Origin of the sequence: Psychrobacter sp. AntiMn-1 (genome assembly GCF_001854065.1) — a bacterium.
GTDB classification, from domain to species: domain Bacteria; phylum Pseudomonadota; class Gammaproteobacteria; order Pseudomonadales; family Moraxellaceae; genus Psychrobacter; species Psychrobacter pacificensis.
The window spans coordinates 2,567,628-2,583,848 of record NZ_CP012969.1 but is presented as its reverse complement, the minus strand read 5'-3'; the positions used below and the strand labels follow the sequence as shown (position 1 = coordinate 2,583,848).

General features: G+C 42.9%; 21 protein-coding genes and 1 tRNA gene. 14 read left to right on the top strand and 8 right to left on the bottom strand.

The genetic code is table 11. The features are described from left to right. Positions 1-30: 30 nt before the first annotated feature. Positions 31-936 (top strand): LysR family transcriptional regulator, encoded by a 906-nt coding sequence (locus AOT82_RS11045; protein WP_071003020.1) that lies wholly within the window; start codon positions 31-33, stop codon positions 934-936. Positions 937-1,298: 362 nt separating this feature from the next. On the opposite strand, the gene AOT82_RS11040 is transcribed toward AOT82_RS11045, so the two are convergent. The 4 genes from AOT82_RS11040 to AOT82_RS11025 all read right to left on the bottom strand — a co-directional run bounded on the left by AOT82_RS11040 (position 1,299) and on the right by AOT82_RS11025 (position 3,667). Next, entirely contained in the window at positions 1,299-1,703 is a 405-nt protein-coding gene (locus tag AOT82_RS11040; RefSeq protein WP_143007412.1) for a roadblock/LC7 domain-containing protein, read from the bottom strand. Between the two features lie 8 nt (positions 1,704-1,711). After that, entirely contained in the window at positions 1,712-2,245 is a 534-nt protein-coding gene (locus tag AOT82_RS11035; RefSeq protein WP_071003018.1) for a GTP-binding protein, read from the bottom strand. 4 nt (positions 2,246-2,249) lie between these two features. Next, the gene (locus AOT82_RS11030; RefSeq protein WP_071003017.1) at positions 2,250-2,978 is read right to left on the bottom strand and encodes a BLUF domain-containing protein; all 729 of its coding nucleotides are present in this window, start codon (positions 2,976-2,978) and stop codon (positions 2,250-2,252) included. Between the two features lie 329 nt (positions 2,979-3,307). Continuing rightward, positions 3,308-3,667, bottom strand: coding sequence for a hypothetical protein (locus AOT82_RS11025; protein ID WP_071003016.1), 360 nt, complete (start codon positions 3,665-3,667; stop codon positions 3,308-3,310). A gap of 436 nt (positions 3,668-4,103) precedes the next feature. Between AOT82_RS11025 and AOT82_RS14350 the strand changes: the two genes are divergently transcribed. The 4 genes from AOT82_RS14350 (at position 4,104) to AOT82_RS14335 (ending at position 5,336) form a co-directional block, all read left to right on the top strand. Next, complete coding sequence (locus AOT82_RS14350) at positions 4,104-4,256, top strand: transposase (RefSeq protein WP_442965702.1); 153 nt, start codon at positions 4,104-4,106, stop codon at positions 4,254-4,256. After that, positions 4,240-4,425, top strand: a complete 186-nt coding sequence (locus AOT82_RS14345) for a transposase (protein WP_442965719.1) — start codon at positions 4,240-4,242, stop codon at positions 4,423-4,425. The genes AOT82_RS14350 and AOT82_RS14345 overlap by 17 nt, the downstream gene beginning before the upstream one ends. 86 nt (positions 4,426-4,511) lie before the next feature. Then, positions 4,512-4,868 (top strand): hypothetical protein, encoded by a 357-nt coding sequence (locus AOT82_RS14340; RefSeq protein ID WP_442965724.1) that lies wholly within the window; start codon positions 4,512-4,514, stop codon positions 4,866-4,868. 93 nt (positions 4,869-4,961) lie between these two features. Then, on the top strand, positions 4,962-5,336 hold the full coding sequence (locus tag AOT82_RS14335) for an integrase core domain-containing protein (protein ID WP_442965701.1): 375 nt from the start codon (positions 4,962-4,964) through the stop codon (positions 5,334-5,336). Between the two features lie 241 nt (positions 5,337-5,577). Here the strand turns inward: AOT82_RS14335 and AOT82_RS11010 are convergent. Continuing rightward, positions 5,578-5,652: transfer RNA gene (locus AOT82_RS11010), tRNA-Gly, on the bottom strand. A 583-nt stretch (positions 5,653-6,235) separates the two neighbouring features. Between AOT82_RS11010 and AOT82_RS11005 the strand changes: the two genes are divergently transcribed. The 4 genes from AOT82_RS11005 (at position 6,236) to AOT82_RS10990 (ending at position 8,604) form a co-directional block, all read left to right on the top strand. Then, on the top strand, positions 6,236-7,048 hold the full coding sequence (locus AOT82_RS11005) for a M48 family metallopeptidase (RefSeq protein WP_071003015.1): 813 nt from the start codon (positions 6,236-6,238) through the stop codon (positions 7,046-7,048). 228 nt (positions 7,049-7,276) lie between these two features. Next, complete coding sequence (locus AOT82_RS11000) at positions 7,277-7,597, top strand: BolA family protein (RefSeq protein ID WP_058025709.1); 321 nt, start codon at positions 7,277-7,279, stop codon at positions 7,595-7,597. Between the two features lie 60 nt (positions 7,598-7,657). Continuing rightward, the gene (locus tag AOT82_RS10995) at positions 7,658-8,017 is read left to right on the top strand and encodes a SirB2 family protein (protein WP_071003014.1); all 360 of its coding nucleotides are present in this window, start codon (positions 7,658-7,660) and stop codon (positions 8,015-8,017) included. Between the two features lie 185 nt (positions 8,018-8,202). Beyond that, complete coding sequence (locus tag AOT82_RS10990; RefSeq protein ID WP_071003013.1) at positions 8,203-8,604, top strand: hypothetical protein; 402 nt, start codon at positions 8,203-8,205, stop codon at positions 8,602-8,604. A gap of 139 nt (positions 8,605-8,743) precedes the next feature. On the opposite strand, the gene trxC is transcribed toward AOT82_RS10990, so the two are convergent. Then, on the bottom strand, positions 8,744-9,181 hold the full coding sequence (gene trxC, locus AOT82_RS10985; RefSeq protein WP_071003012.1) for a thioredoxin TrxC: 438 nt from the start codon (positions 9,179-9,181) through the stop codon (positions 8,744-8,746). 139 nt (positions 9,182-9,320) lie between these two features. Beyond that, positions 9,321-10,193 (bottom strand): MBL fold metallo-hydrolase, encoded by an 873-nt coding sequence (locus AOT82_RS10980; protein ID WP_071003011.1) that lies wholly within the window; start codon positions 10,191-10,193, stop codon positions 9,321-9,323. A gap of 238 nt (positions 10,194-10,431) precedes the next feature. Between AOT82_RS10980 and AOT82_RS10975 the strand changes: the two genes are divergently transcribed. The 5 genes from AOT82_RS10975 to AOT82_RS10955 all read left to right on the top strand — a co-directional run bounded on the left by AOT82_RS10975 (position 10,432) and on the right by AOT82_RS10955 (position 14,520). Then, positions 10,432-10,857, top strand: coding sequence for an ArsR/SmtB family transcription factor (locus tag AOT82_RS10975; RefSeq protein ID WP_228724536.1), 426 nt, complete (start codon positions 10,432-10,434; stop codon positions 10,855-10,857). A 54-nt stretch (positions 10,858-10,911) separates the two neighbouring features. Further along, positions 10,912-12,621, top strand: coding sequence for a SulP family inorganic anion transporter (locus tag AOT82_RS10970; protein WP_071003010.1), 1,710 nt, complete (start codon positions 10,912-10,914; stop codon positions 12,619-12,621). A 225-nt stretch (positions 12,622-12,846) separates the two neighbouring features. Beyond that, entirely contained in the window at positions 12,847-13,182 is a 336-nt protein-coding gene (locus AOT82_RS10965) for a beta-lactamase hydrolase domain-containing protein (protein ID WP_071003009.1), read from the top strand. A 73-nt stretch (positions 13,183-13,255) separates the two neighbouring features. Continuing rightward, entirely contained in the window at positions 13,256-13,588 is a 333-nt protein-coding gene (locus AOT82_RS10960; RefSeq protein WP_071003008.1) for a TIGR01244 family sulfur transferase, read from the top strand. 182 nt (positions 13,589-13,770) lie between these two features. Further along, entirely contained in the window at positions 13,771-14,520 is a 750-nt protein-coding gene (locus tag AOT82_RS10955) for a glutathione S-transferase family protein (RefSeq protein WP_071003007.1), read from the top strand. Between the two features lie 73 nt (positions 14,521-14,593). Here the strand turns inward: AOT82_RS10955 and AOT82_RS10950 are convergent, their stop codons facing one another. Then, positions 14,594-16,042 carry an alanine/glycine:cation symporter family protein gene (locus tag AOT82_RS10950; RefSeq protein ID WP_071003006.1) on the bottom strand — a complete coding sequence of 483 codons (1,449 nt, stop codon included), beginning with the start codon at positions 16,040-16,042 and terminating at the stop codon, positions 14,594-14,596. Positions 16,043-16,221 lie beyond the last annotated feature (179 nt).

The following is a 16,221-nucleotide window of genomic DNA, read 5'->3' as shown; positions in this document are numbered from 1 at the left end:
TTTTATTAGAACAATAATGAGGCATCGATAATGGGACAGTTAGAAGACATGGCGATGTTTGTACGCATTGTCGAGGCAGGCAGCATCACTAAAGCCGCCGAACAATTAAATATTGCAAAGTCAGCCGTTAGCCGCCGCCTAAAAGACTTGGAGGCGCGCCTAGGCACTCAGTTGATTAGCCGTACGACGCGCCACTCTCACTTGACACAAGCAGGTGAGCAGTATTATCAGCAGGTCAACAGTATCTTAAACGCGGTTGATGCCTTGAACGAGACTACCAATGATACGCCAACGCGCATTGGGGGTACGCTAAAGATGACCGCGCCATTATCGTTTGGTCTTATGCATCTGACTGATGTGATTGATGAATATGCCAATCAGCACCCAAACCTGAAGTTTGAATTGGATTTTTCTGATCGGCATGTTGATCTGATTGAAGAAGGATATGAGCTGGCTATTCGAATCAGAGAGCTACGAGATTCTAGTTATCAAGCAAAGCCGCTGGCACGGATTCGTTGCGTCATCTGCGCCAGTCCCGACTATTTAAAAAAAATGGGCACACCTCATACATTAGAAGATTTGGAGGGGCATGAGTTTTTGCAATACAGTCTTGGTCAAACAAACAATATAGAGCTGATTGACGCACAAGGAAAAAAGCATTATCACGCGATGAACGCCAAAATTAAAGCCACCAATGGTGAGTTTTTAACGGATTTGGCAGTAAAAGGACATGGCATTACCGTCATTCCAACTTTCATCGCTTATAAAAAGCTGGCACGTGGCGAGCTTGTACCGATTTTGCAGCAGTATCAATTGCCAATACTAAACGCTTATGCCGTCTATCCAAAAAATCGGTTTTTATCGCAGCGTTGTCGTTATTTGATTGACTTCATTGCTGAGCGCTTTGGTGATCATCCGTATTGGGATGATTTTTGATAAGATTTGATTAAGCAAGGTTAGGGCGTGTTGAACATTCGACCATGGCACTGACAGCGACTATTTTTTAGGCGATTCGATGTTAAAAATAATAAGTTTAGTCACTCTAAGCGCTTATTTTTAACGATGAAGCGGCAAAAAAGAGTCCTGTCCCCTGCTTTTATCGTTGGGGCTGATGCTAAAATTGCCCCATACTGCGTTACAAATCTCGCTAAGGCATCTGCATTATCGTCGCTTTGTGCCTTGTCTGGAACAATTTTAGCGATCAGCAGTGCCTATTTGCGAATGTTCAACACGCCCTAATCTTTTACAAAGTATAGCGTTGTAGCTCTAAGAAGCGATCTACTAGCAATAATTTCACGTTACTCGGTAATAGATGAGATTTCACCAATCAGCTTCTTAGTCTTATATCTTGCTTCTGCTAATGCCATCTTGTCTTGTGCCACAACGGTCAATACACATGGTTTGCCGATATAGTCTGTTTTGACAAATAGCATATTGCCAGACGTGGCTTCAACGATTGTGATATCGCACTTACCTTGTTTCATCTGGGCAGCTGATGAGTCGCTGAGCGCTGATAGCGTACTGCTCATCGCCGCAAACTTGTCAGATTGGTTGCTCAACTCTTTGATCGAGAAGCAGCTAATAGGAAAACCATCTGTGGTGCATAAGCTGACCAATACGATTTCTCTATTGGCCTCACACAACGCTTTCATGTGACCCAAAAGTGCTATTTTTGCAGGTGATTTTTCGTTTTGTGTAGTCATATCTAACATCAACCTTGATTGTTCAGGGTATTAAATAATGATAATAGAGACACAGCGGACTCTTTGTTTCTTGGATCTACATTGATCACAGGCGCGACTATATCGTGTTCCATCAGCATGACTCTGATCTCTTGTCCGAGCACAGCCACGCTTTGTTTATCGGCATCTTCGCAGTGAGTAATACCAACGATACAGGTCGTCTGCTTTTTTGCTGGTGCAAAAAAGTGTAGCAGTTTATCTAAATTTGCATAATCAGGCGTCTCGCCATGCTTGATTAAGATGAGCAAACCCCACAAAGAGTGGTTGACAAATTCCCACAAAAAAGAAAAACGCTCTTGACCTGGAACTCCATAGATACCTAGTGCCATATCATCAGATAAAGTAATTCTGCCATAATCAATACCGACAGTCGTGTACTCTTTACCAATATCGATACTCGATCTTGCCTCTGTTTCAAAAGGGCTGATTTCACTCAACGTCTTAACCATTCGAGTTTTTCCAGCACCTACTTCACCAATGATAGCTAACTTCTGATAATTCAATTTTTTACCTCATTCCTAAGAATTTCTTGATCGCGCCATAAAACTTATTAGGCTTTTTTTCATTAACCTTTGGCTCGTCTAACGGCTGTGTCTCTGTCACGCTCAGTATACCTGATTGATCAAACCCATTGATTATTTCTGTGACTTGAGGAGACGAACCAAACTCACCACTAGCGACCAATGTATCAAACGGATAAGGTTTTTTTGTCAGTTTGACACATAAATCCATAATCATTTGAGGATTACTGACATGATTTAGGTCAGGCCAAGCCAATAATTTAAGACTTTTACCTTTATAATCCTTTTGGGAGGCGGTATTAGACTTGTGTATATCAAAAAATGGCTGAATACGTTTTGTTTGCTGCTCATCGAAACTGTTTAAGACAACGCTATTTTTTTCAATAAAATCATCAAAAAAAGCGCCTTGATCCACAAAATCGAACACGCTGATGCCCCAATTACGAAAGCTACGTTCAGTTACACTTTTATTCAGAAAAACCCAGATATTTTCATGCCTAGTATCAGATGATATCTTAGCCATCAGTCTATCTACTTCAATATCAGGACCTTCCAGCACCTGAAGATACTGCCCTTCACGATAGGATATGATGCCTGTGATGTGTGACTGTGGATTATGCTTACTAGAGACGCTAATGATGTCTGATAACCCACTAGGCATACGAATACTGCGATCTTTAAGAGGCACTCTGCTGACGTATGCAATACATTTCATTTTGCCACCATTTGATAGAACATCTAAAACTTAATTAAGTTCTTATAATTATATATAAATTAATAATTCGTTATATACATACTGTATATAACGAATTTGACCTTATTGTGTATCCTAGGTAATACATCAGATGTAATAAGGCAGAATCAATAAACTATAGTAGAACCTCAATAAAATTGATACAGCATAGGAAACCCGCTCGATTAAACGCTACTTTTCTTGCTTGCTGTGACTGCGTCTCCAGAGGCTGCGAAAAATAGCGTTTAATCTTGCTATACCATTTTATAATGGTTTCACTATAGTGACTGGCTCAATTGATTTTGGCCAAATTATATTTCTAGTTTGCTTTCGATTGACTGTACTTTACGGCGTGCCAATGCAAGGTTCGCTTTTGATTTATCAAGTACTAAGTAGATAAATAAATCTTCATGACTGGCTGTCGGACGAATGATGTGTAGCTGAGACTCTAGTGTGATCAACATATCTTCGATTTCACCTTTGATGTCGAGTGATTTCATCGTTGCTACTTTTGCCTTTACAACTTGTGAGTTACCGGCAGCAGCTAGCTCAAGATCGACACCGCCACCAATCGTGCCTAACACCATACCTGACATATAATCCACAATGCAGGCACCCATCGCACCATCAAGATCCATTAACTCTTGTAAAGACTCATTGATATTTGACATACTTTTTCCTATTTTTTTGTGTTGAGATAATTCTCGATTAGAGACACTTGCACAATCGAGCAATATCAAATTATGTTAAGCTGAATTGACTATATAAACATTAGTATAACTTAAATATGCTTACTTACACTTAAGGAATTATGATAATTGAATACGAATAATTAAATGTATTTTTAGGTACAGGAACTATAGCGTAATCGTAAACAAATTTCCGTAGTGACTGTTATTATATTCTATATACGGGGTCAGATCACGTTTCTACTCGACCATTCAAGGAGAAATAACGACCACTGGGTAGGAAAAATCATACTAATTAATAATGATTATATTTTAGAGCCTAGAAACTACTTTTTTGACGTTAAATGGTAATCACCCCAAAAAATAATAACACTTAAAAGTAGAAACTAACTGCTAAAATACCAGCAGGAGTTTTGATATGAGCAAACGAATGACTGAGACCCAAATAGTATCCATTTTAAAAGAAGCAGAAGCTGGAATACCTGCTAAAGAGCTGTGCCGTAAATACGGGATTGCTAGCTCGACTTTTATAATGAGGAACGTTAAGAAACAGTCTGGGAGACTGTTTTAGTGACGCAAGACGAAGCGATAGCGAAGTTAGACCCAAGTACGGTGGTATGGAAGCTTCTGATGTTAAGCGATTAAAAGAGCTTGAAGAAGAAAACCGTAGGCTCAAACAGATGTATGCTGATTTAAGCCTCAAAGCGCAAATGCAGGAAGAGATCATAAAAAAGCTATAGCGCCTGTACCCGAGCGCAAAGTCTGGGCGCAAGAATTACAGGCGCAGTATGATGTCAGCATTGCAGTGAGTTGTCAGGTGGTCTGCATGAGTCGAACCGCTTACTACTATAAGCCTAAGCTATTTGATGATAGTGAGATTGTTGATGTCTTAAATGAGCTTACTGACAAGCACAATCGCTGGGGCTTTCCAAAGTGCTTTAAACGTATACGTAAGCTTGGCTATTCATGGAATCATAAGCGCGTACATCGAGTTTATACAGCGTTAAACTTAGACCTACGCCGTAAGTCTAAAAGACGGCTACCAGCACGTAACCCCCAGCCGCTAAGTGTGCCAAATACATTAGGGCACACATGGTCTATGGACTTTATGAGCGACAGACTACACAACACTATTCGCTTTCGAACCTTTAATGTGATTGATGATTACAACCGTGAAGTATAGTTGATCCAATTTGAGAGTGGTACAAGGCAGCCGAGTGCAGATGTATCTGTCATACTTCAAGCAAGGTTAACGCTGTAACGCTTTTATAATGGATTGACTATATTAGGCATTGATATTGGTACCAGTATGCCTTCACTCCGAGTAATTCGCTACCTTGACCAGCTAGCCGAGTGGCATGGCTATCCTAAGCAAATTCGTGTGGATAACGGCAGTGAGTTTACATCTAGCGTATTCACTGATTGGGCATCAGTTCATGGTGTCTATGTTGAGCCTGGCTGTCCTTATCAGAATGCTTATATTGAACGGTTTAATCGCAGTTACCGCAATGAGGTTTTAGACTGTTATTTATTCAATGATTTAAATGAAGTTACTCAACTGACTGAGGAATGGATCAAGGTTTATAACAACGAAAGACCCCATGATTCACTTAATGATATGACACCTGCTGAGTACAGGCAGGTGGCTTAGTTATTCTACGATGATGTTGTGTTAAGAATGGGGTATTTACAAAAGCACTCAAGTATTTAAGTTGATACGCCTAGTGCATAGCACCCATGACAGCTATTGCTATATTCTCTTCTTTCCATAGAGCGTCGATCTGTCCTTTGCCTTCGGTTATTTATCTAAAAAGTAGCGCTAAGTCGGATTTTACACATAAAAAAAAGCCTCACTATAAAGTGAGGCTTTTTGTGCTTTTTCAAGCCATATTTGGAGCGGGAAAAGAGATTCGAACTCTCGACCCCAACCTTGGCAAGGTTATGCTCTACCACTGAGCTATTCCCGCTTATTATCGAATCATCGTGTTGTTAACAACTACTCCGTCTCGATAGGCTGGCTATTTTAGCAAATATTCTGTGGGTGTCAACACCTTTTTTAAAAATTATGGCTGATATTTCCAGTCCAGACCTTCGTTTTTGAGAAAATACCACATAAGCAATTGATTTAAAAACGGAATTTCTTTTAGAAAAATATAAATTATTTCATATTAATAATAGCACTTTAAGGTTTATCCTCTGACATTGATACCTACTACTTCGGTTAAACCCTATCAGTCCATAGTTTACCTTACGTCACGTTTGTAAAAGATTATAAATTTTTTTGCTATCACTAAAAGCAAAACGTTACTTCATTATGAACAATGTCTATTTCACTTACAATCATACGCTCTATTGTTACTTTTCCTATCTTGGTTTTACTTGGTTAACATTATTATACTTATTTACAATGATAGCTCTAACAGGCTTTTACTGTCTTAGTAGGTGATTGGACGTCGATAAAGAGCCATAAAAAATAGCGCCATTACTTGCTGCAACCCGATTTACTTTGTTTGATTTTTCTTTTTATTATTTATCGAGAGGATGCTTTTTATGAAAAAACTATTGACCACTGGTGTGATGGCGGCTTCATTGTCCGCGCTAACATTGACAGGCTGTACCAGTACGACCAATACTGGTGCCGTCGGCGTCGATCGTCAGCAGTTATTGTTGGTTTCTAGCGAGCAGGTATTGCAACTGTCAGCACAGAGCTACGCGAAGACACTGCAAGATGCAAGATCAAAAGGTGTATTAGATACCAATACCGCCCAATTGAATCGCTTGAAAAACATTGCTAATCGTTTGGTTGGTCAAGTGGGTGTTTATCGTGCAGATGCAGCAAGATGGAAATGGGAAGTACACACGATCAAATCTGATCAGTTGAATGCTTTTGTTATGCCAGGTGGTAAGGTTATGTTTTACTCAGGCATCATTGACCGTCTGAACTTAACTGATGATGAGATTGCTGCGATCATGGGTCATGAAATCTCTCACGCATTACGTGAGCACTCACGTGAACGCATCTCACGCGAATACGCGACCCAAACAGGTATCGGTGTTGCTGCTAGTATCTTTGGTCTATCACAAGGTCAAGCGCAGCTAGCAAGCGTTGCTGGCGATCTAGGCTTGAGCCGTCCGCACAGTCGTACCCAAGAGAGCGAAGCCGATCAAATTGGTCTTGAGTTAATGGCGCGCGCAGGTTATAACCCGCAGGCCGCTATTACTTTATGGCAAAAAATGCAGCGTGCGAGCCAAGGCGAGCCGCCTCAATTCCTAAGCACTCACCCAACGAGCAGCAGCCGTATCGCGGAGCTACAATCATTGATGCCAAAAGTAATGCCACTGTATCAAAAGGCGCGTCGTTAACACGTGACTTAGCGTATTAAGCTACGACTCATGAAGTGCGCAAATACCAAAAAGCAAAGTACAGACTCTGAGCTGCGCTTTGCTTTTTTACTTTTACTATTTATGGTTGTCACAATTTAAGAGGTCTTAAAACGCGCGCTGTACTGGTTTCTATGTCTGCTATAATACCGATAGATATCATTTGCAGATTGCCTAATAGAATTGCGCAATATACATTGAAGGATTGTTATGAGCACTACACCTACCGCCGATGCACTTCATGCCAAGCTACAGGCTCTAGAGCCGCAGCACATTGAACTAATCAATGAGTCAATGGCCCATGCTGGCTATTTCGAAGGCAAAGAAAGCCACTTTAAGCTCACTATTGTCAGTGAGGCATTCGAGGGCAAGCGACTGGTCGGGCGTCATCAGCTAATATATGGATTGGTTACGCCTTTATTAACGTCACAAGGCGGTCAAGTACATGCCTTAGCCATTCATGCTTATACACCGACAGAGTGGCAAGGTCAAAGCCCTGACAGTCCATTATGCGCGGGTCAAAATAAATAGCTGACAATAAAATGTTTTAAATAAGCCCATATAATGCAGTTCTAGCAGGAGCAATATTCGATGAAACATCTACACATGCTGATGGCAGTACTGACCATTGTGCTGTTCTTATATCAGAGCTACTTAGTGCTCAGCGCAAATAGACGCGCGCCACGCGTGGTCAAAATCGCCACTCATATTATATATGCATTACTGATCCTGTCAGGTGCGATCATGCTCATGCAACTGATGAGTGTTAATGCGCCTGTACAGTGGGTATTTGCCAAAATCATCTTACTTATCGCAGCGATTAGCTCAAGCATCAAAGCCTTTAATGCCCATGCGACACCCACTCAGAGCAAAACAGGTATCCTGATTTCAGCTATCGCATATGTTGGCATTGTAATACTCGCCTTTGTCAAACCCGCCAACCTATTCTGATAAGCAATTGTCGTTGTAGCAGCGCTTTAATATTTTGAGTAAATATTGTATTGCTATCGCACAAGCAGACGTATTGATAAGACCGTAAAATATTAAACCATTTATATTTTTTCAATATCTTAAACATGCTATTTTTGCTATCTTAAATAGATATAAATACAATTACTTAGCTTAATGGAGCCACTATGAAAACGTTTACCAAGGCGACACTACTGGCAACAGTTGGCGTTTTTGCGCTCTCAGGCTGTGCCTCTACGGGCAATGTCACGCCGCAATATGTGCCGCCCAGCACTTATCAAAACTATGATTGCCAAGCATTGAGCCAAGAATACAATCGCGTCAACCGTTATGTCGAAGCGGCGCGCAATGAGCAATCTACTTTTGCAGCGTCCGGCGTGGGCGTGGGGATTTCTGCAGGACGCTGGGGTATCTCTCCCAATATTAGCTTTGGGGTTGGCAAAAGCAATAATACCAAAGCGCGTGACGCAAAGTTATCGCGGCTCTATGGTGAGCGCGATGCGATTGTCCAATCTGCCCGTATTCAACGTTGTAGTTTTGCCAATGGCATCAAGATTTATGGTGAATAAGATTTAGCGATCTGCACTCTCGTTAAGATAGAATCGTGACATAACAAAAAAGCCAATACGCGCTCAGCATATTGGCTTTTTTATAGCTATAACTTTGATGAGTCATAATCTAATCTGAGTAATACTACTTTACTAAGCCTTACGCCTGCAGGCTTTGCACCCACTGGATGATTTGATTGCTTGGTAGTGCGCCTGACTGACGCGCGACTTCCTTACCATTTCTAAAGGCAACCATCGTCGGTAAGCTTCGGATATTATAAGGGGCTGCCGCTTGCTCATATTTATCCGTCTGTACTTTGGCAAACACTACCTGCGGCAATTGACCAGCAGCCGTCTTGAACTCTGGTGCCATCATAATGCACGGCTGGCACCAGCTCGCCCAAAAATCTACGATGGTCAATACGTCGTTTTTTTGGATAACCTTATTGGCCGTCTGTGCATTAAGCTCATGCGGGCTTGCGGTCAACAATGCCTGACCACACTTGCCACACTTCGGTGCAGCGCTTAGCCGTGCAGCCGGAACACGGTTGGTGGCCTGGCAATGCAGGCATACTAAATGAAAACTGTATTCACTCATTATCTGTGTCCTATTTTAATTGTTCTGGAGTGTCTCGATCGGTTTGTATCAATAATTTTAGCATAGTCATTTATAGATAAGTGCCTACCCTACAGCGCGATACGATATATCATATTTTTTAGTCATGACACGCTTTGATTTATTCACCAAGGACATTGATAGGTACTTTTAGATAGCGCGTACCGTTGTCCTCTGGCGCGGGAAAGTTCCCCGCATCAATATTCACTTGTACCGCTGGTATAATCAGACGCGGCATGTCCAAGGTCGCATCGCGGCGCTCACGCATTTGCACAAACTCTGCTTCGTTGATACTGTCTTTGACATGGATATTTTCTAATTTTTGGGCAGCAACGGTAGTCGTTGGGCAGTGCTGGCGACTCTCACGCGGATAGTCATGGCACAGATACATCACAGTATCTTCAGGGAGTGCGAGCAGTTTTTGGATAGAGCGATAAAGCGTCTTTGCGTCACCACCTGGGAAATCACAGCGAGCCGTGCCCACATCAGGGGCAAATAACGTATCGCCGACGAACACCACTGTTTTCTCATTATCAGCCGCCACATAGGCCATATCAGCACGAGTATGACCTGGCACATACATGGCTGTGATTGTAATACTGCCGAGCGCTAACGTCTCACCATCGTCTGTCAAAATATCAAACTGACTGGCATCGGTGCGGAAACTGGTATCAAAGTTAAAGATTTGCTTAAATATTTTTTGTACTTCAGTGATGTGCTGACCGATGACCAATTGTCCACCCAGGCTTTCTTTGACATGGATCGCCGCCGATAAATGATCCGCATGAGCGTGCGTCTCAATAATGTATTTCAGCGCCCAACCGCGCTCACGTACGAACTCAATGACCTCGTCAACGCTGCTTGTGCTCGTCCTACCTGATTTTGCATCAAAGTTTAATACTGGATCAATCATGGCACATAGCTGCTGCTCGACATCAGCCAGTACATGTGTGTAGGTTTCTGTGTCTCTATCTAAGAAAGAATGAACTTGCATGGCTGCCTCTTTGTCTATTTATGAGTGTTTGAGTGTTATGGCAATGTGGTTTTTATATTCAATTAACGCTTAAGTATGATATTGAGTCGTATATAATGATTGCTTATCATTACGATTTTTTTGTTATTACTAATATAGCAACTGCAATACATTTTATCAATTTATATAATGTAAATAATTATATCTTGCTATGTGGCGCGATATCATTGATAATGAACCCTATGTTATTGAAAATAATATGGCAGTGACTGCCCTATTATATAAGGAGCTTATTCTGGCTACTTCTATTTCATCAATGAGTACATCTACTCATAGCGCTAACCATGATACGTCCTCTGATAGCGCCGACTTTTCATCTATTGATCTTGCCAAACAAATGCAACAAGCATCGATGCAGGCCAGCCAATTACTAAAGTCGCTCTCTCATCCTGATCGCCTACTTTTACTTTGTCAGTTGACACAAGGTGAGTACTGCGTCGGTGAGCTTGAGGGGTTGGTTGGTGTTGGACAGCCAAGCTTGTCGCAGCAACTGGGTATCTTGCGTAAGGATGAGCTGGTTGCCACTCGCCGTGAGGGCAAGCAAATTTACTATCGTATCGCAAGTGATGATGCTTTAGCCGTATTAGATCTGCTTTATCAGAGATTTTGTGCCAAAACCGAATAATGCCGTACTCGCCTGACTGTTTTATACTGCTTTCTATCTTGGTGATGTATTGATATGTCTTCTATCGCTGCACGTCTGATTCCTACTTGGCTGCGCCAATACCAGCTCACAGTATTACCGACTGATCTGGTCGCAGGACTGGTGGTGGGCGTACTGGTGATACCACAAAGCCTAGGTTATGCGGTACTTGCTGGTCTGCCGCCCGTGTATGGTCTGTATTCTGCGATCGTGCCTGTACTCGTCTATGCTTGGCTTGGTTCTAGCAACGTACAAGCTGTTGGGCCCGTCGCGATCACTGCCATCATGACGGCCAGTGGTCTACTGCCTTATGCTGAGCAAGGCACAGAGCAGTATGCCCTGATGGCGAGTTTATTGGCATTAATGGTAGGGGCATTGCTGTGGATTGCAGGGCGGCTAAAGCTTGGCTGGATTATGCAGTTTATCAGTCGCGGCGTCTCAGCAGGGTTTGTGAGCGGCGCGGCAGTGCTTATCTTTGTCAGTCAGCTGAAGTATCTGATGGCGATACCTATCGCTGGTAGCAGCTTGGTTGGCTATTTATCTACCATGCAGCGCTATGCCAGTCAGGTGCATCCGCTGACCTTAGTGATTGGTATTATCGCGTTTGTACTTTTGGTCGCTAACCGCTATGCGAGTCAATGGGTATGGCGAACGTGGCTGTCATCATCGTATGCCAAATGGGCCGAACGTTTATTTCCATTGGTTTTACTGGGTATTGCTATCGTTCTAAGTATGCTATTGCACTGGAATTCGTTAGGGGTTGCGACCATTGGTAGTATTCCACAAGGTTTACCCAGCTTTACACTACCGCATATGACCGACCTACAAGAAGCGCTCAAACTCTTGCCGACCGCAGGATTGATGGCACTAATTGTTTTTGTCTCTAGCAGTTCCGTTGCCAGTACTTACGCACGCTTGCGCGGTGAGAGCTTCGATGCCAACCATGAGCTGACGGGTCTTGGTCTTGCCAATCTATCTGGCGGACTGTTCCAGAGCTTTGCGGTCGCAGGTGGCTTTTCACGCACGGCGATCAATGCAGATTCTGGAGCAAACACACCCCTTGCCAGCCTTGTGACGGTGCTGGTAATGATTGCCGCGCTGATTGCCTTTAGTAATGCACTTGCACCCTTGCCTTATGCGTTACTAGGTGCAACCATCATGGCCTCTATCATTGGTCTGATAGATATTGCGACTTTAAAGTCTGCTTGGCAACGCGATCGCTTGGATGGAGCTAGCTTTTTGGCAGCGTTCGTCGGTGTGCTCATATTTGGGCTAAATACGGGTTTGGTTATTGGGCTAATGGTGTCATTCGCCAGTCTCATCTGGCAATCAAGTAAGCCACATGTCGCCATCGTGGGACAGCTGGGTGGTACCGGACACTTTCGCAATATCAATCGTCACGATGTGGTGACTTTTGACAATTTATTGATGCTGCGTATCGATGAGAGTCTGTTTTTTGGCAATAGTGAATCGGTACACCGCCGTATTCTAAATGCCATGCAGCAATATCCAGCAGCGCAGGAAATTATTTTGATCATGGCCGCGGTCAATCATATTGATCTGACAGCACAAGAGATGCTCAGTACCTTAAATAAAGAGCTTGCGCTGCAAAACAAGCGCTTACATTTTAGTTTTATTAAGGGCCCTGTCATGGATATCATCGGGCAGACACCGCTCATCAGCGAGCTGTCAGGGCAGGTATATCTCAGTACGTTAGATGCCGTCGATGCCTTGAAGGATATTTAGCTGCGTCATTATTTTTGTACCGCGCTTTTAATCGCTACTGTCGTCTATCGTACAATATCGCTATGATAGAGCCTGTGTTATGCTAGATTGACTGAACATAGGCTAATGGTACATAAACACATATCACCCGTCGTTTCAGTCTCAACAATGCATGACCTTATTTTTATCATCTCTGCCACGAGCTCAATAATAAATATATATTAATAACGATAACTGAAGCTATTTATGACCGATAACCTAAATGACCTAACGATTTATAAGCAAATTTATCCAAGCCAATGTATCAAAATTGCCGAGCTTGGCTATCGCTCAGTACTCAATATACGTCCAGACGCTGAGATCGAAACACAGCCTAACAGCTGTGATTTGGCAACTGCTACAAAAGAAGCAAACTTAACCTATCATCATCTACCATTCGATGATGAGCGCTTGAGTATGCTGACCGTAGAGCAGTTTGCTGAGTTTTATCATGCGATGCCAAAGCCCATATTGATGTTTTGCGGTACGGGCGCACGCGCCAAACTGCTGTATCAAAGCGCATTGATGCAGGGCTTGCTATAGTCATATTACTCGCTTTGGCTCAATCATAAATGTATTTTACACCACCAACTCAACCAATAAAAAAGGAGCTCCTATGAGCCATGAAGTTAGCTTTACCGGACAGATCACCCCTGACCAAGTGCCTATGATTGCCGAAAATGGCTTTAAAACCATTATCAACAACCGTCCTGACGGTGAAGAACCAAATCAGCCAACCAGTGCAGAGATTGAAGCTGCTGCTAAAGAAGCAGGACTTGCTTATAAAGAGATTTCATTCTCAGGTAATGGCTTGACGCAGCAGCATGTCGAAGCATTTGCAGATTTCTTTAACCAAGCTGAGCAGCCAATGCTCATCTTTTGCCGTACGGGTAACCGCTCAAACGGTATCTATGAAGCCGCCAAGCAAATGGATTTGTTAGACGACTAGCCTATTATTAAGCTAATAAAACTTGCTAACGCTAAAAATAAAAATGCCCATCCAGATTTTGGATGGGCATTTTTTGGGATATCATTTGAATGATAGAGATATCACGCAAGTTATAGACTGGTTAATTTTTGACATTGAGTACACAATCAAAAGTCACTGTGATCGTTGAATAGGATTTAAAAATGCAAAAACCACTACTGATCATCGGCAATAAAAACTACTCCTCTTGGTCGCTACGGGCATGGTTACTCTTAAAAGCGTTCAATGTTGACTTTGACGAGCAGCTGATTGAATTGTTTGATCCCTCAGCACGCCCAATACTTGAGGCGCATTCACCAACAGGAAAAGTCCCTGTATTGGTCTACGGTGAAGGCAATGAAAAAGTCACTGTTTGGGATACGTTAGCCATTGCGATACATATTGATGAGTACTTTACGGATATCAATATTTGGACAGGCATCAATAAGCCTGACACTAACGCTCAAACTGACCATCAAAATAGAATCAACAGCGCCTATTGCCAAAGCATCATTGCTGAGATGCATTCAGGATTATCAGGTATTCGTAATGAGATGCCGATGAATATCAGAGCAACTGCTAAAATACAACCGAGCAGTGCGTGCTTATCTGATATTGCTCGTATTGAGGCTATCTTTGCCGATTGCTTAAAAGGACGTTCGACGAACAGTTATTTGTTTGGACATTTCACAGCAGCTGATGTCTTTTTTGCCCCAGTGGTGTTGCGATTACAGACATATGCCAACGCCTCTGGTTTAACACTACAACCAACAACCCAGCAGTATTGCCAGGCCATGCTGAACAACCCGCATATCAAGGCTTGGATTCAAGCAGCACTGCAAGAGACACGGATGATCGAAGAAGATGAAGCGGGTGAGGTTGTCTCGTTATCGGGTATATTGTCGGCTAAATAACACTTTCCACAAAAAAACCACTTTAGCTTGGCTAAAGTGGTTTTTTATTTGATAAGACTTCAAGCATAACGTTTTACTGTTTTTGCTCTAATGCCTCTTTTACTGCTTTTTTGCCCCATGCACTCAGATCGAGATCTAATTTCTCATACTCTTGCGCATCGAATAACGGCTCTTTGACGCCTGATTTTAATTGACGGGCAAAGTCGTCAAGTAAGCGCTTGGCACGTGGGAACAGCATAATCAAGGCCAATAAGTTGGCAAGTGCCAGTACGCCCATCAATGGATCGGCGAAGAAGAACACGGTGGTAGCTGCTGGAGCGACTGCGCCCAAGAACAAGATCGCAATCACCACAACACGCAACACCAAGGTTGCCGTTTTAGTATTCTTCTTAACCAAGAAGTTAATCGCATTTTCGCCCATGTAGTAGTTATACATGATCGAGCTTAATGCAAACAATAGTAGCGAGATGGTTAACACGTACTGTGACCAATCACCAAGCTGCGCGGTGAGCGCTTGCTGCGCGAGTACGATACCATCAACTTCGGCACCTGGCTGATAAACGCCGCTGAGCAAAATCATAAATGCCGTGGCACTACAGACAACGATGGTATCGATAAATACTGATAGTGACTGCGAGATACCTTGACTGACTGGATGCGTGGCATAAGCAGTGGCGGCAATGTTAGGCGCAGAACCCAAACCTGCCTCATTAGAGAACAGGCCGCGCTTCATGCCTTGCTCAATCGCCACACCGATACCGCCACCAACGACGGATTCAATACCAAATGCATTTTTGACAATCATTGCCATCAGTGCAGGCAGATCGGCGATATTCAACACGATGATAATTAGTGCCATCCCAATGTAAATCAACGCCATCACAGGAATCACAACGTCAGCGACTTTTGCAATACGCTGGATACCACCAAAGACGATAAATCCACCCGCAACCACCAGTACCGTACCTGATATCCAGCGATCAATCCCGAAACTCTCAAGCGCAGAACCTGCTACCGTATTACCTTGGAATGCGATAAATCCAATGGAAAAAGACAGTAGTAAAGCAATAGCATAAATGACAGCGAGCCAACGATAATCTTTACCTAAACCGTGTAAAATATAAGTTGCAGGGCCACCGCGAAAGTTACCATCAATGTCTCTGCGCTTGTAAAGCTGAGCCAAGCTACATTCAACAATACTGGTCATCATGCCGATGAGTGCCACAACCCACATCCAAAAAACTGCACCGGGACCACCTAAAGAGATTGCAACGGCAACACCAGCAATGTTACCACCGCCAACACGTCCGCCGATCGACACGAGCAACGCCTGACGGGCAGAAATGCCGTCGTCTCCTACTTCGTCCGTCTTAAATACACGGAACATACGTTTAAAATATGTAAACTGAGCGAACCTGCCCACAATGGTAAATAATAAACCAAAAATAATTAACATAGGCACGAGTGCCCAGCCCCATGTTAGATCCCCGACTAGGGCAAAAAAAGATTCTATATATTCCATGCCTATTTTCCTTATAGTTCGTGACGCTATGATAGGTTTTATTGGGCTTATTATCGCATCTAAGACCCGTATTTGTAACGAAAATGGCGCATTTGTAACGTAGATGATGACATTTTTCAAGAGAAATTGCTTTATTCACTCATCAAAATGACTGGTTTTTAAACTTTAGGCGCTATTCT

Bases quoted from the DNA above. Each gene is read 5' to 3' on its own strand.
- AOT82_RS11045 (WP_071003020.1), top strand. From the start codon at position 31: ATGGGACAGTTAGAAGACATGGCGATGTTTGTACGCATTGTCGAGGCA.
- AOT82_RS14340 (WP_442965724.1), top strand. From the start codon at position 4,512: ATGAGTCGAACCGCTTACTACTATAAGCCTAAGCTATTTGATGATAGT.
- AOT82_RS11030 (WP_071003017.1), bottom strand. From the start codon at position 2,978: ATGAAATGTATTGCATACGTCAGCAGAGTGCCTCTTAAAGATCGCAGT.
- AOT82_RS14350 (WP_442965702.1), top strand. From the start codon at position 4,104: ATGAGCAAACGAATGACTGAGACCCAAATAGTATCCATTTTAAAAGAA.
- AOT82_RS11000 (WP_058025709.1), top strand. From the start codon at position 7,277: ATGAGCACTACACCTACCGCCGATGCACTTCATGCCAAGCTACAGGCT.
- AOT82_RS11040 (WP_143007412.1), bottom strand. From the start codon at position 1,703: ATGACTACACAAAACGAAAAATCACCTGCAAAAATAGCACTTTTGGGT.
- AOT82_RS10980 (WP_071003011.1), bottom strand. From the start codon at position 10,193: ATGCAAGTTCATTCTTTCTTAGATAGAGACACAGAAACCTACACACAT.
- AOT82_RS10975 (WP_228724536.1), top strand. From the start codon at position 10,432: ATGGCAGTGACTGCCCTATTATATAAGGAGCTTATTCTGGCTACTTCT.
- AOT82_RS11025 (WP_071003016.1), bottom strand. From the start codon at position 3,667: ATGTCAAATATCAATGAGTCTTTACAAGAGTTAATGGATCTTGATGGT.
- AOT82_RS11005 (WP_071003015.1), top strand. From the start codon at position 6,236: ATGAAAAAACTATTGACCACTGGTGTGATGGCGGCTTCATTGTCCGCG.
- AOT82_RS10995 (WP_071003014.1), top strand. From the start codon at position 7,658: ATGAAACATCTACACATGCTGATGGCAGTACTGACCATTGTGCTGTTC.
- AOT82_RS10965 (WP_071003009.1), top strand. From the start codon at position 12,847: ATGACCGATAACCTAAATGACCTAACGATTTATAAGCAAATTTATCCA.
- AOT82_RS10955 (WP_071003007.1), top strand. From the start codon at position 13,771: ATGCAAAAACCACTACTGATCATCGGCAATAAAAACTACTCCTCTTGG.
- AOT82_RS10950 (WP_071003006.1), bottom strand. From the start codon at position 16,042: ATGGAATATATAGAATCTTTTTTTGCCCTAGTCGGGGATCTAACATGG.
- AOT82_RS10970 (WP_071003010.1), top strand. From the start codon at position 10,912: ATGTCTTCTATCGCTGCACGTCTGATTCCTACTTGGCTGCGCCAATAC.
- AOT82_RS10960 (WP_071003008.1), top strand. From the start codon at position 13,256: ATGAGCCATGAAGTTAGCTTTACCGGACAGATCACCCCTGACCAAGTG.
- AOT82_RS10990 (WP_071003013.1), top strand. From the start codon at position 8,203: ATGAAAACGTTTACCAAGGCGACACTACTGGCAACAGTTGGCGTTTTT.
- trxC (WP_071003012.1), bottom strand. From the start codon at position 9,181: ATGAGTGAATACAGTTTTCATTTAGTATGCCTGCATTGCCAGGCCACC.